Raw genomic sequence first — 22,303 nt, 5'->3', positions numbered from 1 at the left:
TCCTGAGCCAGGATCAAACTCTCCGTTAAAGTTAGTTTGACTTGCTCATGTATTGCTGACGAGGTTGTTAACCTCTATTACACAAACGTTTCACTCGTTGTTCAGTTTTCAAAGAACAATCTTCATTCCAGCGCTTCGGCTCATTGCCTCTTTCGCTTCGTTCACCGCGTTTCTCATCGGCGACTTTTATAATATACCATAGCCTACAAACGAACGCAAGTACTTTTTTAAAGTTTCTTTAAAGATTATGTAAAAGCCTATCCCCTTGCTGATAGAGTAGCTCTATCACCTTAATTCAAGCAGTCGGAAATAGACTCTTATCGAGCGTGTTCAAAAAGGTCACCTTTCAGTACCGAGGAGTAAAAGTTTTCGCAAGAAAACTACATCGGAAGCAACCCTCGAAAAAGGATGCTCGCAGTGTAGGTGAGACCACATGAGCACCTGAGCTATTTTCAAGGAAACATACTATTGTCCAATTACTTCATCAATCCAAATATGACGTTCCTGCACAAGCTGAACAATCTGACCGTCAACAGAAACCCATGGGCGTGTAGGATGTCCATGCTCTGTAAATACAATCCGTCCCACGCGTCCATCGCTTAATTTCACGAACGACCCTTGATGCAGCTGTGTCACCTTATGATTAAAGATCCGCACCATTTCGGGATTTAACTTTCCGAACGACTCTTCTTTTAACTGCTCTAAAACAACATAAGGAGATGACGCCTTCTGGTAAACGCGATTCTGCGTCATCGCGTGGAACATGTCGGCAATGGCGACGATTCTGGCATAAGGATGGATTTGTTCTCCTTTTATACCTAATGGGTACCCGCTTCCGTCCATTCGCTCATGATGCTGCAAGGCGGCAAGCTTGACCCCATCGTTCAAAGCCGGAACATTGCGCAGCAGCTCATAGCCATAATGGGTATGGCGTCTTATCTCGACTCTCTCTCTGTCGGTGAGCGAATCTCTTTTATTCCATATATCTTCGTCTACCTTGGCCTTGCCAATATCGTGCAGCAAACCAGCCAATGCAATCTGCATACCTTCTTGGGCTGGGAACGAACTCCACTGGCCCAGCAAATATGAGGTCAGCGCCACAGCGACCGATTTATGATACAAATACTCCGTCACATCTCCATGCAACTGGGCTTTGATTTGCGGATGAAAAGTTAGAGGAGAGTAATGCTTGCTACGGGCTAGCAGCCATTCCATCTGCTGACGCAGCTCAAGAATGGGAATTTTGGATGTACCTAAAGTATGGTAAACGTTTTTTAACAAGTTCACCATTTGCATCCATGCTTCGACGAAGCCGATATTTTCTGCGCTGTTAACATGGTCCTTCCTTTTTGGTGTTTCCACCGTAGGCTCGCTTATTCGCGCCGCAGGAAAATCAACCTCAGCTGTGGCAGAGAACTCGGCTTGAGCCGTATGAGAAGTGCTAACAATGACAACCGACTTAATTAAGAATGCATCGAGCACGTCCAAATCCCGGACGCTCAACATCCTGCCCTTTTGCATTAAAATGCCGCCGAGCATCGTATGTACGTCATCTTCCAAGCTATCGCCTGGCTTTAATTGAGAAACAGGGGTTAATACCATATGGACATTGCACACTCCTGCGATTTTGTTTGAGGTGAATTGCTTAATAAGAAGGGGCGCATCCTATTGATGTACGCCCCTAACATAGTTTTACTGTTCGCTTGCCCCATCTTCGTCTGAATCAGCAAGCTGGTCGACTTGAGTGTTATGTTCCTCGATCAACTCGCCGTTCTCATCAAGAGAAGCATCGTCTTCTTCATTTTTATCGCAACGGCTTACCGTAGACACGGAATCATCGTCACGAATATTAATCAATTTAACGCCTTGTGTATACCGGCCCATCTGGGAAATTCCAGACATGCTCGTACGGATAATCGTTCCGGATGCGGTAATAATCATCAAGTCTTCTTCATCTTGAACGACCTTCAAGCCTACGACCGGACCGTTCTTATCTGTGACGTTAATCGTCTTAATCCCTTTACCGCCGCGGCTTTGAATACGATAATCGGCCATTGGCGTCCGTTTGCCGTACCCTTTGGAAGTGACGATCAAGACTTCGTTATCGATTGTAACGACATCCATACCGATGACGGCATCTTTCTCTACTAGCGTAATACCTTTGACGCCGGTCGCCGAACGACCCATCGAACGGACATCACTCTCAGGGAAGCGAATGGACATTCCATTCATCGTTCCCATAATGATCTCCTGTTCGCCATCGGTAAGACGGACACCGATAAGATCATCATCCTCGCGCAGGTTAATGGCGATTAGGCCGCCCTTGCGAATATTAGCATAGTCATTCAACGGCGTCTTCTTCACGATCCCTTGACGGGTTGCAAAGAACAAGTAGTTATCATCGTCGAATGTCTCTACCGGAATGACGGCGTTGATCGATTCTCCCTGTTCGATTTGAATCAGGTTGATAATCGGCGTACCTCGAGCGGTCCGGCTCAAGTCCGGAATTTCATATGCTTTGATGCGGTACACTTTCCCTTTGTCCGTAAAGAACATCAGGTAGTGGTGAGAGTTGGATACGAATAAATGCTCGACGAAGTCGTTATCTTTCGTGTCCATTCCCACAACCCCGCGCCCGCCCCGCTTCTGGCTGCGATACGTCGTTGCTGGAAGACGCTTGATATATCCGCTATGGGTAATAGTGATGATGACATCCTCTCTCGGAATGAGGTCTTCATCCAGGATGCTATCTTCGCCAATCGTAATTTCCGTGCGGCGATCGTCACCATACTTCTGCTTCACTTCTTCCAACTCGTCATTAATGATGGTCAGGACGAGCTGCTCGTTCGCCAAAATTTCGCGATACTCTGCAATTTTGAGAAGAAGCTCTTGATATTCGGCTTCGATCTTCTCGCGTTCCAATCCAGTTAGGCGGCGCAGACGCATGTCCAAAATCGCCTGAGCCTGATCGAAGCTGAGTCCGAAGCGCGATATTAAGCCTTCGCGCGCTTGTTCGTCATTTTGAGAGCCGCGAATGAGCGCGATAATCTCATCGATATGGTCAAGCGCGATACGCAAGCCTTCAAGAATATGGGCACGCGCCTCTGCTTTCTTCAGTTCGTATTCGGTACGGCGCCGGATGACTACAATCTGGTGCTCCAAGTAATAATAGAGCATGTCATGCAGATTCAACACGCGCGGCTCTTGGTTGACGAGCGCCAGCATGTTGCAGCCGAAATTAGACTGCATGGCAGTATGCTTATACAGATTGTTCAACACAACGCTCGGATTCACATCGCGGCGCAGTTCAATAACAATGCGCATCCCATTGCGGTCCGATTCGTCCCGCAAATCCGTAATGCCGTCGATACGCTTCTCGCGCACCAACTCTGCAATCTTTTCGACAAGACGCGCCTTATTGACCTGATAAGGCAGCTCGTGCACAACAATGCGAGCCTTGTTATTGTTCTCTTCGATAGTCGCTCTGGCGCGCATCGTGATTGAACCGCGTCCAGTCGTGTAAGCTTGTCGAATGCCTTCACGTCCGATAATTAATCCTGACGTTGGGAAATCCGGCCCCTTAATATATTCCATCAAATCCAGCGGCGTCAATTCCGGATTGCGGATAAGCGCCTGCAATCCGTTAATGACTTCCGTCAAATTATGCGGAGGAATATTGGTCGCCATCCCGACCGCAATTCCCGATACCCCATTGACAAGCAGGTTCGGGAATCGCGCAGGCAGAACGACCGGTTCCTGCTCTTCCCCATCATAGTTCGGGGCATAGTCAATCGTATCTTTGTTAATATCGCGCAGCAGCTCCATCGCTATCTTGGAGAGGCGCGCTTCCGTATATCTCATGGCCGCGGCGAAGTCGCCGTCGATAGAACCGAAGTTACCGTGTCCATCTATCAACATGTAGCGGAGCGAGAAGTCCTGCGCCATGCGCACCATCGTCTCGTATACCGCCGAATCACCATGCGGATGGTACTTACCAATGACTTCGCCGACGATTCTGGCCGATTTCTTATGGGGCTTGTCCGGCGACATGCCGAGTTCTGACATCGCATACAAAATACGACGATGTACCGGCTTCAAGCCATCCCGCACATCCGGCAACGCACGGCTTACGATGATGCTCATCGCGTAATCCAAGAAAGATTCCCGCATCTCGGTTCCGATGTCACGATCCCTGATTTGCGATTGTTTTTCTTCCGCCATGTTGGACCTCCTCATATTTCGTCTTTAACAGCGTCCACATTGTATGGCAAAAAGCAAAAATTTGCTCAGCAAGCGAAAACGGCTCCCAAGCCCCAATATCGGGGACGAACCGTTTCCACGGATGAATATCATTTTTCCCAAAAAAACGGCATGCCTCTTCAATTGGAGGATAACCGTTTTAAGTCGATGAATAGCCACACGATTCATGTGAAGTCAAATGAAATCTTCCTGCATTCATCAAGTCATACGGATAAAATCATATTCATCAATTCCATAACTACGCTATTTTCATTATATTACTTTCACAAAAGAGATACAATTAAACGTTCCATGAAACCGCCCAAAACCCGAACATTTTCCACAAAAAATAGGTTTTTGTTCTATTCCTCTTCAACCATAACGCCATACATTGGTATAAATCGTCTAATTGAGGGAGCAAATTGTTCCAGCAAGAAGACGTAAGCGACTATACTCCGTAAAGGGTGATGCATTTTGTCCATTCGTCGCGTGTTCAGCAAATGGAAAAAGACCCGCAATCTGCAAAGCTCATCGTTAAAGCGATACATTCCGGAGACAGCGATCTTCAATTACGACCGCTTGGGAGAAATGTTAACCCGCCATAAGATGGTGTACGTAAAGCCGGACAAGGGAACCCATGGGAATGGCGTCATGCGTGTAAAACAGCACTCTGGCACATCCTTTGAGCTGAGGGAAGGCGTCTCAACCCAGACTTTCAATTCCTTAGATAGCTTGCATGCAGCAATCAAAACACGAATCGGCAAACGAATGTATTTGGTACAGAAAGGCATTCATATGATGACCCACCGGGGTCGAAAATTTGATTTGCGCGTCTTGGTGCAAAAAAACCTGGACAACAAATGGGAATCGATGTCCATCTTGGGCCGGAAAGCGGCAGCTCATAAAATTGTGACCAATGTGAGCAATGGCGGTAAAATGGAGACTCTGTCCAAGCTGCTCCATTCCCGCCTGAATGATGCCTCCATCCGCAGATTAGGTCGTGAGCTCGAACAATTAGGTGTATCTACCGGTCGGGAATTAAGCCGAACCTATAAGGGACTTAAAGAGCTGGGAATAGATATCGCGCTCGACAAAAGCATGCATCCATGGATACTTGAAGTGAACACCAACCCTGCTATCTATGTGTACCGCACCTTTGATCCGCGTGCTTATCGGCGAATTTGCCGCAATGCCAAAGCGTATGGACGCTTTGGCCAGAAGTAACCTTCAAGCCGCAATCCCTCAAGGTAGCCCCGGAAAGATATTCATACACCAATGCCCCAGTCCTTAGAACTGGGGCATTGAAATACTCCGAACAATTAGGCAAGGCACGTTGGCTCGCGTTAAATATCTAAGTTCTTAACAAACTTCGCGTGACGCTGAATGAAATCGCGGCGCGGTTCGACATTGTCCCCCATGAGCGTATCGAATACTTCATCCGCCATTTTGGCGTCATCGAATGTGACTTGAAGCATTTTACGGCTTTCCGGATCCATCGTCGTCTCCCACAATTGCTCCGCGTTCATTTCCCCGAGACCTTTGTACCGCTGCACGTTGACTTTCACGCCTTCGCCAAATTCCGCGATAATCTCATCCTTCTGCTTATCGCTATCGGCATAACGCACAACCTTGTTGCGCTCAATCTTATAGAGCGGCGGCTGCGCAATATACACGAAACCAGCTTCGATGAGTTTGCGCATGTAACGATAGAAGAATGTCAACATCAGCGTTCGAATATGGGCGCCGTCCACATCAGCATCCGTCATAATAATGATTTTGTGATAGCGTGCCTTCGACAAGTCGAAGTCTTCCCCAATGCTCGTACCTAAAGCGGTAATAATCGCTCGAATTTCTGCATTGGATAGTATTCTATCCAGCCGGGACTTTTCGACGTTCAAAATTTTACCCTTCAGTGGCAAAATCGCTTGGAAATGACGATCTCGCCCTTGCTTCGCCGAGCCCCCCGCGGAGTCACCTTCGACGATAAAGAGCTCACATTGTGCAGCATCCTTGGAGGAGCAGTCCGCCAGTTTCCCTGGCAAAGAGCTAACCTCGAGCGCACTCTTCCGGCGCGTCAATTCGCGGGCACGACGTGCCGCTTCGCGAGCACGGGAGGCTTGCAAGCCTTTTTCCACTACTTTGCGTGAAACCGCTGGATTCTCATTCAAGAACTCCATAAATTTCTCAGAGAAGACGGACTCTACGATGCCGCGTACTTCACTATTGCCGAGCTTTGTTTTCGTCTGTCCTTCAAATTGCGGTTCTGGAATTTTGACCGAAATGATGGCGGTCAATCCTTCCCGCACGTCATCGCCGCTCAAGTTGGAGGTGCTATCCTTCACCAAGTTCGTCTTGCGAGCATAATCGTTAATGATTCGAGTAAGCGCGCTTTTGAATCCGGATTCGTGCGTACCACCTTCATGCGTATGGATATTGTTGGCAAATGAATAAATGTTCTCGGTATAGCTATCGTTATACTGAAGTGCGATTTCGCACGTAATGTTATCTTTTGCGCCCTCTACGTAAATCGGAGGCTCGTGCATTTTTTCACGGTTACGGTTCAAATAATCGACGAATTCCATGATTCCGCCTTCGTATCTAAACGTTTGCGATTGTCCAGTCCGTTCGTCACTAAGGACCATTTCGATGCCTTTATTCAAGAAGGCAAGCTCGCGAATCCGGGAAAGAAGAATATCGTATTCGTATTCGGTCGTTTCCGTAAACACTTCCCGATCCGGTTTGAACTTAACGGTCGTTCCCGTATCCGTCGTCTCACCGATAATTTCCAAGTCTGCCTGCGGCGCACCGCGGCGATATTCCTGTTGGTGGATATAGCCGTCCCGCTTTACGGTAACCAACAGCACTTCTGACAATGCGTTGACGACCGATACCCCGACGCCATGCAGGCCGCCGGATACTTTGTAGCCGTCTCCGCCGAATTTTCCTCCTGCGTGCAAGACAGTCATAACGACCTCTACCGCAGGACGCTTCAATTTCTCTTGTACCCCTACTGGAATCCCGCGTCCGTTGTCAATGACCGTGATGCTGTTATCTTCATGGATGATCACTTGAATCTTCGTACAGTAACCGGCCAACGCCTCATCAATACTATTGTCGACCACTTCCCATACCAAATGATGAAGCCCTTTGGCACTGGTTGAACCGATATACATCCCTGGCCGTTTGCGTACGGCTTCCAAGCCTTCCAATACCTGAATCTGGCTCTCATCATAAGTATTCTGATTCAAAGACATGCCCTTCACCTACTTCATAAATTTCAGTTCCGCCTATGCTTCTTCCACTCGCACTAAATGATGCGCACGTTTCTTCAATGTCGTCGATGATATCGGAGAGTAAAATACTTTTCCCTTCGTCACGACGATGGATTTCGCAGCTTCCTCGCCTATTGTCTCCACATTTCTCACCTTGTGCGCGTTTGCCACGAACTGTTTGGATAGCTTGGATGATTTTTCTATCGACACATCAAAAATAGCGACCAGTTCTGAGGACCGAATAACCCTCTCTCCGCCCAAATGAATATACATCCCGCTCACCCCTTAACGCTTAACTTGCCCGTTTTCCACGTGGAACATATTTGCATCTTGCAGCTTGCTTGTGTTAATGCCTTCAATGCCCGTTGTCGTGATGAACGTCTGTACTTTACTCTGAAAGGTTTCAATCAGCTGCGTTTGCCGAAACGAATCCAGCTCGGACAATACATCATCGAGCAACAGTACGGGATATTCCCCTATTTCTTCATGCATGAGCTCAATTTCAGCAAGCTTCAACGACAATGCCGTCGTCCGCTGCTGCCCCTGAGATCCGTACGTTTGCACTTCTTTGCCGTTAATAAAAAAGGCTAGATCGTCCCGGTGCGGCCCGACAAGTGTCATGCCGCGCCGCACCTCCTGGTCTTTCATTTGTGTTAACTTTATCATAAATTGCTCAAATAAGACAGCGTCATCTTCGTCAGACACTGTAAACGAAGGCGCATATTCTACCGTGAGCGCTTCACGTTCGTTCGTAATTCCCGCATGAATCTGTTCTGCCCACGTTTGCAGCTTCTTTAAATATTGTTTCCTCTTCTTGACAACTTTAACACCGTTATCCGCCAACTGCTCGTTGAAGATTTCCAGCATGGTGTTTGCCTGTGAGCTCGGACTGCTCCACATCTGCTTCAACAGATTGTTGCGCTGCACAAGCACCTTCTGATACTGCTGCAAATGATACAGATAGCTTGGCTGCACCTGAGCGATTTCCATGTCCAAAAACCGGCGGCGTATGCCGGGAGCGCCCTTAACAATTTCTAAATCTTCTGGAGCGAACATGACGACATTCAATGCACCAATAAACCCGCTTAATTTTTTCTGTTCAAGCCCGTTCAGCTTCGCCTTTTTGCCTTGACGGGAAATATTAAGCTCCAGCTGTACGGTACCATATTTCCGATCTACTACAGCTTTAAGCTGAGCTTGCTCCGCTTCCCAGCCAATAAGTTCCTTGTCCTTCGATGTCCGATGGGACTTGGTCAAGGCGAGTACAAAGATTGATTCCAGCAAGTTCGTCTTGCCTTGGGCATTGTTCCCGATAAAAATATTGACCCGGTTGCTCGTGTCCATTTCAAGAGCCTCATAATTGCGATACTGCTTCAATGCAACGCTTTTAACGAACACCCGCTACTCCCCCTGAGCGGGCACGATGCGGAACGTTCCGCATCCTTCCACGCTGACGACATCTCCAGCATACAGCTTGCGTCCTCGCCGCGCTTCGTCTTCGCTATTCACTTTGACCATAGCTTCCGCCAACATCACCTTGGCATGGCCTCCCGTCGACGCACAGTTCGCTAGCTTCAGAAATTGACCAAGCGTAATATATTCCGTTGAAACCTTAATGTCGTTCATGTCGCTTCCTCCTTGTTGCCGTACCGCCTTGCGTATACTCTGACTGTACCGTAAGGCGCATCACATGTAAACTGCCGTGCACGATCAGTTCGTCGTACGATATGGCAAAATCAGGTGCAAGCTGTTCACATGCTCGGTTGGTTTAATAATAATCGGACTCATGGCTCCCGTAAATCCGATGAAAATATGTTCACATTCAACAACTTTTAACACATCCAGCATATATTTAGAGTTAAACGCAATACGCAGCGGTTCCCCGTTGAACTCTTTCACTTCAAGCTGCTCCTGAACGCGGCCTAGCTCGGACGAGCTGGATGAAATTTCAATCGTTCCGTCCTCTTTCGTCTGCAGGCGCACAATATTTGTCTTTTCTTCACGAGAAAGCAAATAAGCACGGTCGATCGCATCTGTCAATTTTTTCGTGTCCAAGACGAGTTCTGTTTTGTATTGCTGCGGAATAATCTTAGAAGTATCAGGATACGTCCCGTCCAAAATACGTGAATAGAATAAGACACGATCAATTTTGAATAGTACTTGATTGTCGGCGACAACAATATCGACCATCTTATTTTGATCAGGGATGATTTTGCTCAGCTCATTGAGCGTTTTGCCGGAAATGACGACATTGTTAAATCTCAGCTCCGGATCCACCTGAATATCTGCCACGCGGCTGGCCAGACGGTGACGGTCCGTTGCTACGAACTTCAAATTCCCTTCGTTCAAATACCACAGCACCCCGGTTAATATCGGAGTGGTTTCGTTAGATGAAATTGCAAATACGGTCTGCTTAATCATTGTCTTCAACAAATCACCATTTACGGTAATGACTTGATTCTCTTCAATGCTTGGCAAAACCGGAAATTCTTCTGGATCAAGACCGACCATTTGAATATCTGTCGTTCCCGAACGCAGAAAAGTTTGGAAATGGTCTTTTACTTCGATTTCCACATCCTGGGAAGGTAACTTTTTGATGATCTCAACAAAGAATTTAGCCGGCAAAACAACACTGCCTGGACGTTCGACTTGGACGATCGTTTGACGATCATCTTCCACCGGAATAAAGCTTTGGATGGAAATGTCGGTATCGCTTGCAGTAAGCGTTACGCCTTGAAACGTAACGTCCATTTTAATCCCGCTCAAAATGGGAATTGTAGTCCGGCTGGAAATCGCCTTGGATACGTTTTGTATCGCCTCATTCAGTTCATTTTTCAATATCGACAGTTTCATGTGCTCACTCCTTAACGCTTTAGCGTTGAATCTTGTCATGCTGCTCTTTATGATGATCTATATAATCTTTTAAAATATAGTAGTAATAGTAGGGGCCCTGAATATGTGGATAAGTGTCTCAAAAGGGCATAAAGTAAAGCCTATCCACATGTGTATAGTTTGTGCATAGGCTTTTTATATTGTTCACAAGGTCGGGTTTTTAATTTTATCGATTAGACTTTGAATCACTTTATATAACTCCTGATCTTGCTGAATATTTTGGGTAATCTTATCATGAGCGTGGATGACTGTTGTATGGTCACGCCCTCCGAACGCTTCTCCTATCTTAGGCAGCGAATAATCGGTCAGCTCGCGAGATAAGTACATAGCAATTTGACGTGGGAACGCAACGGCCTTCGTCCGCTTGCGCGCTTTGAAATCCTCCAGCTTCATGCCGTAGAACTCGCCCACCTTGTGCTGTATATCTTGTATCGTAATCATTTTCGGCCGGCTCGATGGAATGATGTCCTTCAAAGCTTCGGCTGCCAGATGAGTCGTTATATCTTGATTCGTCATCGTCGAAAAGGCAACAACCCGCGTTAACGCCCCTTCCAACTCACGGATATTCGTATTGATTTGATTGGCGATATAGCCCATCGCTTCGTTCGGGATGTCCAAATTCTCTGCTTTCGCCTTCTTGCGCAAGATGGCGATCCTTGTTTCCAAATCGGGCGGCTGTATATCAGTAATGAGTCCCCATTCAAAGCGGGAGCGCAGCCGTTCCTCAAGCGTCTCGATTTCCTTCGGCGGACGATCGCTTGAAATGACGATTTGTTTATTTTCGTTGTGCAGCGCATTGAACGTATGGAAGAACTCTTCTTGCGTCTGTTCCTTCCCCGCCAAAAACTGAATGTCGTCAATAAGCAAGATGTCGATGTTGCGGTACTTGTTACGGAAGCTCTCCCCGCGATTATCGCGGATTGCGTTAATGAATTCGTTCATGAACTTCTCTGAAGTCGTATAAACGACGCGGCACGCCGGGTTATGCTCTAAAATATAATGTCCGATCGCATGCATCAAGTGAGTCTTGCCCAGCCCGACGCCTCCGTATAAAAATAAAGGGTTGTACGCTTTGGCTGGTGCTTCCGCAACGGCTAGCGAGGCGGCATGCGCAAAGCGGTTGTTCGATCCGATAACGAACGTGTCGAACGTATATTTCGGATTAAGCATGTTCGGAGCCTGTTCATCATGGACCGCTTTGCTAATTAGCGGAGTCTGTGGCTGCACGATTTCCGGCTCTGCTTGGGCCGCTTCTTCGATTATGAACTTGACGTCCACTTGTTTGCCCGTCATTTCCATGATCGTCGAGCTAACCAGCTTCGTATAGCGGCTTTCCAGCCATTCGACCGCAAAAGTGGTCGGCGCGGTGATGAGTAGTTGCGTGTCCGTAAACTTGACCGATTTTGTGGCCTTAAACCAAGTATCGAAGCTTGGCTTGCTTAGCTTGGTCTGGATGACGGACAATATTTCCTGCCAATGTTCATTCGCTTGGCGCTCCACAGATTGCTTCACTCCTTCAAACCTGCTGCGTCGTCACATGACGCGCTTACCGGCGTTAAACGCCTTACGTACGGCTCAGCCCTTGTAAAATGGACGTGTGTTTCTAAGCGATGAATAGAATTCGATGAGTATTCATCAAAAAAGGACAATTGCCCCGACAAGACGCAAAGAAGGCTCTCCAAGGCGCAGAAAGCCCTCTTTATAAGGGCGTTTTGTCGGGGTCTATGCTGACATGACATGACAATATTCCGCTTCATCGCTTACGTGAAACGGACATAAAAAATGTCGAAGTATACCGTTTCGTGCTATTATTTATCCACAATACGCAGAGTGTGTCGGACAATTTATAACAACAAAAACTGAATTGTTCACAACTTTATCCACAGGTTGTTGATAATTATATATCCACAATCACTATTCACAACCGAAAAGCAATATAATCATAGCAGATGAGCCCTTATTTTTCAACGACAGCCCGTTTTTTATCCACAAATTCAATAACTTGTGTATAAAAATTATATACACCACTACATATTGTTCATAACATGTTGTCTTTCGACAGCTGTGGACAAGATCGTTCGAATTGTTATACACAAGATAGAATGGTAAATTGTCGATTTTCAAAATGTTTTGCACATGTGTGTAACTAAAAACGGAGAAATGAATAGACTCGGACTGTGGATAGGAAGACGATGCTTATGAATCCGATGGAACATAAAAGAGTGATGCAAAAATGAGCAAGTGGAAAGACACCACCAGATGATGGATAAATATTGACTTTTCATCGGGATTCTGATTAACTATATAAAGGAATTTTGCGCAATCAGACCGAAAAGAGATATAATGAAAAAATGGATTGGTTCACCATGACATATATCATTTGAGGAGGTGCAGTACGTTGAAACCGACATTTAAACCAAACGTGAGCAAACGCAAGAAAGTTCACGGTTTCCGTAAAAGAATGAGCACGAAAAACGGCCGCAAGGTGTTAGCTGCTCGTCGCCAAAAAGGCAGAAAAGAATTGAGCGCATAATAGGCGTGAATGCAAGACCACTGCGGTGGTCTTTTTTTCTTATTTTACTAAAGAGGTTGTTCAAGAGGCTCCTTTTGAACACTTACTTTAAGGAAATAAGGGTAACGTTTATTCCTTTTGACAGAAGCGCATACTTTGTTAATGTATTTTGTCGGCATCATTGCGGTGGTACATACAGGTGATTGCTTGTCAGAGGAAAGATAGGAGAATGGACGTGCAGAAAAAGTATCGGCTTAGGGACCGCGCAGATTTTACCCGGGTATACCGCTACGGTCGCTCATTCGCGAATCACCAGCTGGTTCTTTATGTTTTTAACCGCCCTCAAGTGGACAGATTTCGCGTTGGGGTGTCGGCGAGCAAAAAGATTGGCAATGCCGTCATGCGCAACCGCATGCGCCGAATGATTAAAGAAATTGTCAGACTTCAATCCGACCGCGTGGTTGATCATGTCGATTTGATTTTTATCGTGCGCAAAGGGGCGACGACGATGAATTATGAGCAGCTGTCCAAAAGTGTTCATCATGTGCTCCGCAAAGCTTCCGTACTGAAATAAATGGTGTGGCGGTACGTGATCGAACCGTTTCCTTTGACGCTGGAAATATGATATATTTACTTTGGAATCGGATGGTTGAAGAGAGGGGTTATGCTATTGTCGTTATTGTCGCTGAAGAAGTTGTTTTCGAACCGCAAATGGCTCTTAGTGGCGGTATCTGTTCTGTTACTAGTTGTACTGACTGGATGTACGTCATCGACTACTACGCTGAAGACTGAAGACTTGCTGCAGGGAAACTTCTGGGAGCGTAATGTGGTCTATTATTTTTCGTTGGCGTTGGATACGTTTGCAGGGTGGTTTCAAGGAGAATACGGGTTTGCTATCCTGCTCCTGACCGTTATCGTGCGTGCTTGTATTTTACCGCTTACGATTAAACAAATGCGCAGCTCGAAGGAAATGCAGAAGCTGCAGCCTCAGCTCGCTGAAATAAAGAAGAAGCATAAAGACAATCCGCAAAAGCAGCAGGAAGAGACGATGAAGCTGTTCCAGCAGCACAATGTCAATCCGCTTGCCGGTTGTTTACCGGTATTTATTCAAATGCCGGTGTTTATCGCATTGTATAACTCTATCTATATGAACTCGGCAATTCGCGAGCATACATTTTTATGGCTGAAGTTGGGACAACCTGACCCATATTATGTGCTCCCGATTATTGCTGCTCTGACGACGTTCGTGCAGTCGAAGATGATGGCTAGCCAAAATCCGATGCAGTCATCGATGCAGTTCATGATGCTGATTTTCCCTGTACTGATTTTTGTCATGTCGCTCAACTTTCCAGCTGCGCTCCCATTGTACTGGGTATTTAGCAACACGTTTACCATTGTACAGAACTATTTCCTTTATCGTTCCAAAGATAAGGAGGTTCAACCGGCGAAATGAAGACGCTGATTGTATCAGGAAAAACGATCGAAGATGCAGTACAAAACGGATTGGAACAATGGAACGTTACGGCAGATCGAGTAGCGGTTCGCGTGTTGGTCAAGCCATCGCGCGGACTGTTCGGTCTTATCGGAGTGCGTCCTGCGAAAGTGGAACTCACGCTCCGTGCGGATGCTTCAGCATCGCCGCACCCTGAACCAAAGTCAGAATCGACATCGTTTGCTAAGCCGGTTCATGTCGCGGCAGTAAAGGTGGAAGAGAGCGCAGCTAGCTTGTCGTCAAGAGAAGAGGGCACATTCAATGTATCTTCGGATTCCTCTATCGACGGGAAAGACCCGATTGAGGAAGCGAAACAGTTCATTACCGATGTGGCGCGCTCGATGGGGCTTGAAGTAGAAGTTACGGTACATAAACGCAAAGATACCGTTACTTTGGATATATGCGGCTCGGATTTGGGGCTTATTATTGGGCGCCGGGGTCAAACCTTGGATTCGTTGCAATATTTAACGAACCTGGTTGCCAACCGTTATTCCAAGCATCATCTCCGTATTATCCTTGATGCAGAGCAATTTCGCGAGCGCCGGAAGAAGACGCTTGAATCGCTTGCCGACCGTCTGGCGAGCAAAGTGATTCGCACACGGCAAGAGGTTGTATTGGAACCAATGACACCGCAGGAACGCAAGATCATTCATGCGAAGCTGCAGGATCACCAGAAGGTGAAGACCTTTAGCAAAGGCGAAGATCCTAACCGCCGCGTCGTCATTACGTTGAAATAAACACGATTGCCATTATGAATCCATATTTATAAATGCGTAAAGACAGACTCAAGATGCAATGGTTGCGCCTGATTCAGGAGTAATCATTGCATTTTTTTAACCAATAAAGAAATGGTTAAGTTCTGTAAATCGATAAAGCGAAACCAAACATTCCTTAAGAGAAAGAAAAGGTGAAAAATAATCTGCTGAAAGGCAGATAAACGGGTTATAACTTGATATATAGAACATGGATGGCTCATGTAAGGAGGGTATCATAGCATGATGTATGAAACGATTGCGGCGGTGTCAACTCCGCTTGGCGAAGGTGGCATTTCCATTATACGTGTAAGCGGGGAAGGGGCGCTTACCGAGGTGGAGCGCATTTTTCGCTCGAAGACGAAGCTGACGGAGGCGGACAGCCACACGATTCACTACGGTCACATCGTTGACCCTGATAACGGTGAAAAAGTGGAAGAGGTGCTGGTGACCGTCATGAAAGGGCCACGTTCGTTCACGGCCGAGGATGTGGTGGAGATTAATGCGCATGGCGGCGTTATCTCGGTGCGCAAGGTGATGGACCTGCTTCTGCAACAGCAAATTCGCGTTGCGGAGCCAGGGGAATTTACGAAGCGCGCATTCCTGAACGGGCGTATTGACCTGTCCCAAGCTGAAGCAGTCATGGATTTGATTCGCTCCAAGTCGGACCGCGCCTTCTCCGTAGCGATGAAGCAAGCGGAGGGACAGTTGTCCACACGCATCAAACAGCTGCGGCATATTTTAATCGAGACGCTTGCCCACATAGAGGTCAATATCGATTATCCGGAGCATGATGTGGAGGAATTGACGAGCCTTTTCATTCAAGAGCGGTGTGGACAAGTAATATCGGAAATTGAAAAGTTGTTAAAGACGGCCTCAGAAGGGAAAATATTAAGGGAGGGCATCGTGACCGCCATCATCGGGAGACCGAATGTGGGAAAATCATCGCTGCTGAACGCCCTCGCTCAAGATAATAAAGCGATTGTGACGGATATTCCTGGCACGACCCGCGACGTTATCGAGGAATTCGTGACGATAAATGGAATTCCGCTTCGTCTACTCGATACGGCAGGCATTCGCGAAACTTCAGACATTGTCGAACGCCTCGGGGTGGAGCGGTCTAGAAGCGCGCTGCAGGAAGCCGACCTTGTTCTGTTCGTCGTGAACCACAATGAACCTCTTCATCCGGATGAACGGGAGTGGATGCAGCAAATTGTGGGTAGACAAGTGATTGTAATTGTGAATAAAATGGATCTGCCTAAACGGTTAGAGGAAGATGAATTGAAAGCCGTGTTTGGAGAGGGCAGTATCGTAACGATGTCTGTCAAAGAGCAAGAGGGGATGGACTCCCTGGAGAAGTCGATCTCCGCTCTCTTTTTCAGTGGCAGCATCGAGTCAAACGACATGACGTATGTCAGCAACGTTCGACACATCTCTCTGTTGAAAAAGACGCTGCAGTCGCTTCATGATGCGGTTGGGGCCTCTGAACAAGGCATTCCTATCGATATGATTCAAATTGATGTACGCACTGCGTGGGAGCTGCTTGGAGAAATTATTGGCGATGCCGTAGGGGATTCGTTAATTGATCAGATCTTCTCCCAATTCTGTCTAGGCAAATAATTTTAGTGCGAGTTCAGAAAAGGTACGTGATCAAGAGTGGACTTTTTGAACAACCTCTAATGGTAACAGAGCAAGTGTGCAGGATAAAGGAGGGAGACGCATGTCATTTGTAGCAGGACAATATGACGCCATCGTTATCGGTGCCGGTCATGCAGGCTGTGAAGCCGCGTTGGCGGCCGCACGCATAGGCTGCAATACGCTGCTGTTAACGATTAATTTAGATATGGTTGCTTTCATGCCGTGCAACCCGTCGATCGGCGGACCAGCCAAAGGGCACGTCGTACGCGAAATTGACGCGCTCGGTGGTGAAATGGGGCGCAACATTGATAAGACATTCATCCAAATGCGGATGCTGAATACCGGTAAAGGACCGGCCGTCCACGCATTGCGCGCGCAGGCGGATAAATTTTTGTACCAGCAAACGATGAAGGAAACGATAGAATCGACACCAAACTTGACACTGCGTCAAGGCATGGTGGAGGAGCTTATCGTAGAAGACGGCAAATGCGTAGGCGTTGAGACAAAGACGGGCGCCCAGTATCTTGCGAAAGCCATTGTGCTGACGACAGGAACTTATTTGCGCGGAAAAATCATTATGGGCGAGTTAATGTATGAGAGCGGCCCGAATAACCAGCAGCCTTCGTTGAAGCTGTCGGAGAGCTTACGCAAGCATGGCTTTGAGCTAGTGCGCTTCAAGACGGGAACGCCGCCGCGCGTCCATAAGCATTCGATCGATTTTTCCAAAACAGAGATCCAACCTGGAGATGAGAATCCGAAATTTTTCTCCTATGAGACCAAGTCCTCGGACAATGAACAGCTGCCGTGCTGGCTAACGTACACATCGGAAGACACGCACCGGATCATTAACGAGAATTTGCACCGCGCCCCGATGTTCTCTGGGGTTATTGAAGGAACGGGACCGCGTTATTGTCCGTCTATAGAAGACAAAATAGTACGTTTTGCCGATAAACCGAAGCATCAAGTGTTTCTGGAGCCGGAAGGGAAGAATACGGCTGAATATTACGTGCAAGGATTATCGACAAGTATGCCGGAAGATGTGCAGTTAAAGATTTTGCGTTCGGTTCCCGGCCTGGAAAACGTAGAAATGATGCGGACTGGGTATGCGATTGAATATGACGCGGTCGTTCCAACGCAGCTCTGGCCTACGCTGGAGTCGAAGAAGGTCGAGGGCTTGTTCACAGCAGGACAGATTAACGGAACATCCGGTTATGAGGAAGCGGCTGCGCAGGGAGTAATGGCGGGTATTAACGCCGCTCGTAAAGTACAGGAGCAGCCTCCTGTCATTTTGGACCGCTCGCAAGCTTATATTGGCGTTCTGATTGATGATTTGGTCACGAAGGGAACGAACGAGCCATATCGTCTGCTCACTTCACGTGCTGAGTATCGTCTGCTGTTGCGTCATGATAATGCTGATCTGCGGCTCACGCCAATTGGTTATGATATCGGACTTATTACCGAGGAGCGCTATACATCGTTCAAGCGCAAGGTGGAATTGGTGGAGCAGGAGCTGGATCGTCTGAAGACGACGAAGGTGAAGCCGGATGAAGCGGTGCAGGCGATGCTCGCCGAAGTAGGATCGGCCCCGCTGGTAAACGGCTGTGATGTAATGACGCTGTTGCGTCGTCCTGAAGTGACCTACGCTCATGTGGAGCAGCTCTATCCGTCCACGCTGGAATTGGATGAAGAGATGAAGGAGCAGGTCGAGATCCAGATCAAATATTCTGGATATATTGAGAAGCAGCTTCTGCAAGTGGAACGGCTGCGCAAGATGGAGAAGAAGCTGATTCCACATGATATCGATTATCATGACGTGCACGGAATCGCTTCGGAAGCGAAGCAGAAGCTGGCGAAGATCCGACCGCTCTCTATCGGCCAGGCTACCCGCATATCTGGGGTATCGCCTGCAGATATTTCCATCCTGCTCGTTTATTTGGAGCATTATAACCGTGTAACGGCAATTAAGCAGTCTCAGAGCGACGAGGAATAATCGCAGTCGGCTTAGCTAGCGGCTGTACGGCACATAAATTGTGCACATATTGCTGTATAGGAGATTCAGATGATGGATGCCGTACAAGAACAGTTTGCAGGCTGGTTATCCGAGCACGGATGGTCAGTCTCGGACACACAGTGGGAACAGTTTGATATGTATCACCGCATTTTGGCGGATTGGAATGAACGAATGAACTTGACGGGCATTACGGAGCGGGCTCTTGTGTATGAGAAGCATTTCTATGATTGCTTGACGCTCGGCTTCCATGTTCCGATGGCCGACGTTCAGTCGATGGCCGACATCGGATCCGGAGCGGGATTTCCCGGGATTCCGTTAAAAATCATGTTTCCGCATATCCAGTTGACGATTGTGGATTCGCTTAATAAACGAGTCCAATTTTTAAACCATTTGTCGCAGGAACTAGGACTAATCGGCGTCACCTGCATTCACGGGCGGGCGGAAGAGGTGGCGCGCAAGCCAGAGCATCGCGATCGTTATGATTTGGCTACGGCGCGTGCGGTAGCAAGGTTGAATGTATTGAACGAGTTCTGCTTGCCTTTCGTCAGACCAGGCGGTACATTCGCTGCCATGAAGGGAACGAATCCGCAGGAGGAATTGGTGGAAGCGAAGCGTAGTCTACAGGTGCTGCAGGCACAGTTCGTGTCTGATTGTGCATTGAAGCTGCCCATTGAGCAAGCGGAACGCCACATTGTAATCGTGAAGAAGACAGGGCCTACACCTAAGGCATACCCGCGGAAGCCCGGAACTCCGTTAAAGTCCCCGATAGTATAATTTTATAGTTTGAAATGGTAGAAGAGTCGAGCAATCGGCTCTTTTTTTATATATTTTTGTTGTATTTTCTAAAAAAAGTAACAAATTATTTAATTGTGCGTCAAAAGATTAAGTTACTATAAATGCGTGATCGGAAAAAATAGTGCTAAAAGTACGTTAGAACAACCTTTATAAACAGTACCAAACACATCTTAGAACAACTTAGAAAGAGGGAATCAAGTAATGTCCACATCATCTTGGCGGCATCGCATGATTGCAGTGACTTGTGCGTTCGCTATGGCCGCTTGCTTATTTGCGCCGCTCTTCCATGCGGGTACGGCTTCGGCTGCGGGAGGGTCTCAAGGAAAAATAGCGAAGGCGGAACAAACGGATAAGCAAGGAAATGGCTCCTTTCCAACGTCATCCAGCATCCCCTATACGGGAAAAGGGGTTAAGGTTGCGATCATTGACTCGGGAGCAGACGTCAATCATCCATTACTTAAAGATCGGATATCCGGCGCCTATGACTTTGTGGAAAATGATGCGAATCCGCAGGATGAGAAGGGCCACGGCACACATGTCGCCGGCATCGTAGCTCAACAAGCCTCTGGCGCTTCCTTGCTTGTGTATCGCGCTATCGGGACCAAAATTCGTGATAACACGACACCGGTCGTCGCTGCGTTGAAGCAAGCTGTGAAGGATGGAGCGAAAGTTATCAATTTGTCGATGCGTGCTGATATTAACGCTCCGGGCGAACCATTGTCTATCGCAATTGCCGATGCGGTCAAGCAGGGGATCGTCGTCGTGACATCTGCTGGCAATGACGGCACTGAATCATGGAACATTACGGCTCCTGGCGGAATGGACGAGATCATTACGGTAGGGGCGGCGACCTTGACACAAGAGATGCCGCTGCTGCAGCACGAGGATAGAACGGTGCGGCTTATTCCAGCCAAAGATGTGCGGGCATTCCCTAACAATGGTACGGTAGAACCGACCTTCCTGAACAAGGTTACGGCCGAGCAATTGGCGAAGCAGTCTCATAAAGGCAAACTGCTGGTCGTTAATGCGGGGGAGGAATGGCCGAGCGATTGGTATGAAGCTGCAGTCAAATCCGGGGCAAGCGGCCTGCTGCTGTACAAGGACGGGAAGCAAGAGTGGGAATTGGAACTTGGAATAACGGGCGGAGATGAATCCAAATCGATTCCAGCGGCCAGTCTTTCAGCGCAAGGCGTCGAACAATTGCGGACGTCTGGACAAGCGGATTGGAATTGGAAATCGGAGAAGCGAGCTCGCGTGTCCGATATGAGCTCCCGCGGTCCAGCTATCGGCACATGGCTTATGAAGCCGGATTTGGTTGCTCCGGGCATCGACATTCGCAGTTCCTTGCCGCTTGACTTGAAAGACGAAGGATACGGCAGGATGAGCGGAACAAGCATGGCTTCCCCTCAGGTGGCTGCGGCTGCAGCTATTCTATTTGAGGCGCATCCTGATTGGACGCCTGCCATGATTAAGTCGGCGCTCGTCGCGCATGCCGAATCATTAATAGACGTGAATGGAAATCCTTATCCACGGAGCGCCCAAGGGGCCGGGCTGCTGAACCTTGAGCAGGCTTTAAACACTGACGTATTCGTACAGCCGGCTGCGCTTTCCTTTGGCTTGATGACAGAAGCAGATCAAAATAAGACGTCACGCGAACAATCGTTCACGATTACGAACCGTTCCGAGGAGACGCAAACATACGAGATTAAAGCAGAACGGGAAAATATGACATCTGAGTTAAGCATGGAATTCCCGGCATCGGTTACGGCTTGTGCAGGAGAGACGGTATCGGTGCCCGTAAAATGGAATGTCGGTGAATTGCAAGAAAACGGATTGCTGACAGGACTTTTGCTTCTTACGAGCGGAACGGGGCAGATTGAAATTCCGTTCCAATTGATTGCCGGCGCGAATGATTATCCGCTTGTGACGGGGGTGTTCGCTGATGGGCAATTGTTGACGCCAAACGGTGATTTTAGCAAAGCGATACAGTTTCATTATTACATTACCGTTCCTTCTGACAGAGTTGTCATGACGGCTGAACGGATTGACGACACGGAGAAGGCAAGAGGCAGACAATACATTATCAAGAATGAAAAGCAGCATGCTGCTGGTTTATTTGATATGTCTTGGGGCGGCATGAATGGTGTAGGCAACAAGGTACCTGACGGTTTATACAATATAAAGGTTAAATCTTTTGTGGAACAACGCCAAGGCATGGATGATGACCAAATCATTCTCATTGACCGCAAGGCTCCACAAGCCGTCGTCGATCAGAAAAAAGCAGCTAAGGGCGTGTTAAACGGCAAGCTTCAAGACTTGATGCTGGCGCTCGATTATGCTGCCCGCCCGATGCTTGGTGAAGCGGGATATGATGAGAGCAAGCCGCTCGTTACCGTGCAATGGAGCTTGTCTAACCAAGGCGAATGGAAGCCGGTGCATGTCAATGAAGAAAACAAGGCGTTTTATGTCTCCTTGGACAAGGCCGGTCTGAAAAAAGGCAAGCATACCGTGTGGCTGAGACTGGCAGATGCCGCCGGAAATACGCAAAATCAAGCCATAACCGTAATTATTAAGTAGTAAACTTGAATGTTAAATTATGGAGGTAGAGTGGCGAGTACTCTACCTTTTTACATAGAAGTTCATGTATAAATTTACATGTATTCATATGCACAAACAATGCATGAATAAATAAAGTTGGCA

At 47.7% G+C, this 22,303-nt stretch carries 17 protein-coding genes; 9 read left to right on the top strand and 8 right to left on the bottom strand.

Annotated elements, in window-relative coordinates; all coding sequences use genetic code 11:
* Positions 1–465 precede the first annotated feature (465 nt).
* Both M3650_RS21165 and gyrA read right to left on the bottom strand, forming a co-directional pair.
* Entirely contained in the window at positions 466–1,560 is a 1,095-nt protein-coding gene (locus M3650_RS21165; RefSeq protein WP_311295111.1) for an HD-GYP domain-containing protein, read from the bottom strand.
* Between the two features lie 132 nt (positions 1,561–1,692).
* Positions 1,693–4,221: a DNA gyrase subunit A gene (gene gyrA / locus M3650_RS21160; protein ID WP_251577520.1), complete on the bottom strand. Its 2,529-nt coding sequence runs from the start codon at positions 4,219–4,221 to the stop codon at positions 1,693–1,695.
* A 492-nt stretch (positions 4,222–4,713) separates the two neighbouring features.
* On the opposite strand from gyrA, the gene M3650_RS21155 reads away from it, so the two are divergent.
* Positions 4,714–5,463 carry a YheC/YheD family protein gene (locus M3650_RS21155; protein WP_251577518.1) on the top strand — a complete coding sequence of 250 codons (750 nt, stop codon included), beginning with the start codon at positions 4,714–4,716 and terminating at the stop codon, positions 5,461–5,463.
* A gap of 119 nt (positions 5,464–5,582) precedes the next feature.
* On the opposite strand, the gene gyrB is transcribed toward M3650_RS21155, so the two are convergent.
* From gyrB to dnaA, 6 genes are all read right to left on the bottom strand, one after another.
* Positions 5,583–7,493, bottom strand: coding sequence for a DNA topoisomerase (ATP-hydrolyzing) subunit B (gyrB, locus tag M3650_RS21150; RefSeq protein WP_251577517.1), 1,911 nt, complete (start codon positions 7,491–7,493; stop codon positions 5,583–5,585).
* A 33-nt stretch (positions 7,494–7,526) separates the two neighbouring features.
* Complete coding sequence (gene remB / locus M3650_RS21145) at positions 7,527–7,784, bottom strand: extracellular matrix regulator RemB (RefSeq protein WP_019423234.1); 258 nt, start codon at positions 7,782–7,784, stop codon at positions 7,527–7,529.
* A 12-nt stretch (positions 7,785–7,796) separates the two neighbouring features.
* On the bottom strand, positions 7,797–8,909 hold the full coding sequence (gene recF, locus M3650_RS21140; RefSeq protein WP_251577515.1) for a DNA replication/repair protein RecF: 1,113 nt from the start codon (positions 8,907–8,909) through the stop codon (positions 7,797–7,799).
* A 3-nt stretch (positions 8,910–8,912) separates the two neighbouring features.
* Positions 8,913–9,137, bottom strand: a complete 225-nt coding sequence (gene yaaA, locus M3650_RS21135) for a S4 domain-containing protein YaaA (RefSeq protein WP_019423236.1) — start codon at positions 9,135–9,137, stop codon at positions 8,913–8,915.
* Between the two features lie 84 nt (positions 9,138–9,221).
* Positions 9,222–10,364: a DNA polymerase III subunit beta gene (gene dnaN / locus M3650_RS21130; protein ID WP_019423237.1), complete on the bottom strand. Its 1,143-nt coding sequence runs from the start codon at positions 10,362–10,364 to the stop codon at positions 9,222–9,224.
* A 183-nt stretch (positions 10,365–10,547) separates the two neighbouring features.
* The gene (dnaA, locus tag M3650_RS21125; protein WP_251577532.1) at positions 10,548–11,903 is read right to left on the bottom strand and encodes a chromosomal replication initiator protein DnaA; all 1,356 of its coding nucleotides are present in this window, start codon (positions 11,901–11,903) and stop codon (positions 10,548–10,550) included.
* An 898-nt stretch (positions 11,904–12,801) separates the two neighbouring features.
* On the opposite strand from dnaA, the gene rpmH reads away from it, so the two are divergent.
* The 8 genes from rpmH to M3650_RS32060 all read left to right on the top strand — a co-directional run bounded on the left by rpmH (position 12,802) and on the right by M3650_RS32060 (position 22,180).
* On the top strand, positions 12,802–12,936 hold the full coding sequence (gene rpmH, locus M3650_RS21120; RefSeq protein ID WP_019423239.1) for a 50S ribosomal protein L34: 135 nt from the start codon (positions 12,802–12,804) through the stop codon (positions 12,934–12,936).
* 214 nt (positions 12,937–13,150) lie between these two features.
* On the top strand, positions 13,151–13,489 hold the full coding sequence (rnpA, locus tag M3650_RS21115) for a ribonuclease P protein component (RefSeq protein ID WP_026011241.1): 339 nt from the start codon (positions 13,151–13,153) through the stop codon (positions 13,487–13,489).
* A gap of 90 nt (positions 13,490–13,579) precedes the next feature.
* Positions 13,580–14,368, top strand: a complete 789-nt coding sequence (locus M3650_RS21110; RefSeq protein WP_019423241.1) for a YidC/Oxa1 family membrane protein insertase — start codon at positions 13,580–13,582, stop codon at positions 14,366–14,368.
* Positions 14,365–15,144, top strand: coding sequence for an RNA-binding cell elongation regulator Jag/EloR (gene jag, locus M3650_RS21105; protein WP_019423242.1), 780 nt, complete (start codon positions 14,365–14,367; stop codon positions 15,142–15,144). Before M3650_RS21110 ends, jag begins: the two co-directional genes overlap by 4 nt.
* 258 nt (positions 15,145–15,402) lie before the next feature.
* Positions 15,403–16,779: a tRNA uridine-5-carboxymethylaminomethyl(34) synthesis GTPase MnmE gene (gene mnmE, locus M3650_RS21100; RefSeq protein ID WP_251577513.1), complete on the top strand. Its 1,377-nt coding sequence runs from the start codon at positions 15,403–15,405 to the stop codon at positions 16,777–16,779.
* Between the two features lie 100 nt (positions 16,780–16,879).
* Positions 16,880–18,787, top strand: a complete 1,908-nt coding sequence (mnmG, locus tag M3650_RS21095; protein WP_251577511.1) for a tRNA uridine-5-carboxymethylaminomethyl(34) synthesis enzyme MnmG — start codon at positions 16,880–16,882, stop codon at positions 18,785–18,787.
* Positions 18,788–18,859: 72 nt separating this feature from the next.
* Complete coding sequence (rsmG, locus tag M3650_RS21090) at positions 18,860–19,582, top strand: 16S rRNA (guanine(527)-N(7))-methyltransferase RsmG (RefSeq protein ID WP_019423245.1); 723 nt, start codon at positions 18,860–18,862, stop codon at positions 19,580–19,582.
* A 222-nt stretch (positions 19,583–19,804) separates the two neighbouring features.
* Positions 19,805–22,180, top strand: coding sequence for a S8 family serine peptidase (locus M3650_RS32060; protein WP_285848593.1), 2,376 nt, complete (start codon positions 19,805–19,807; stop codon positions 22,178–22,180).
* Positions 22,181–22,303 lie beyond the last annotated feature (123 nt).

Source organism: Paenibacillus sp. MER TA 81-3 (assembly GCF_023713585.1).
GTDB classification, from domain to species: domain Bacteria; phylum Bacillota; class Bacilli; order Paenibacillales; family Paenibacillaceae; genus Paenibacillus_B; species Paenibacillus_B profundus.
This window is presented reverse-complemented; position numbering and strand designations above follow the sequence as displayed.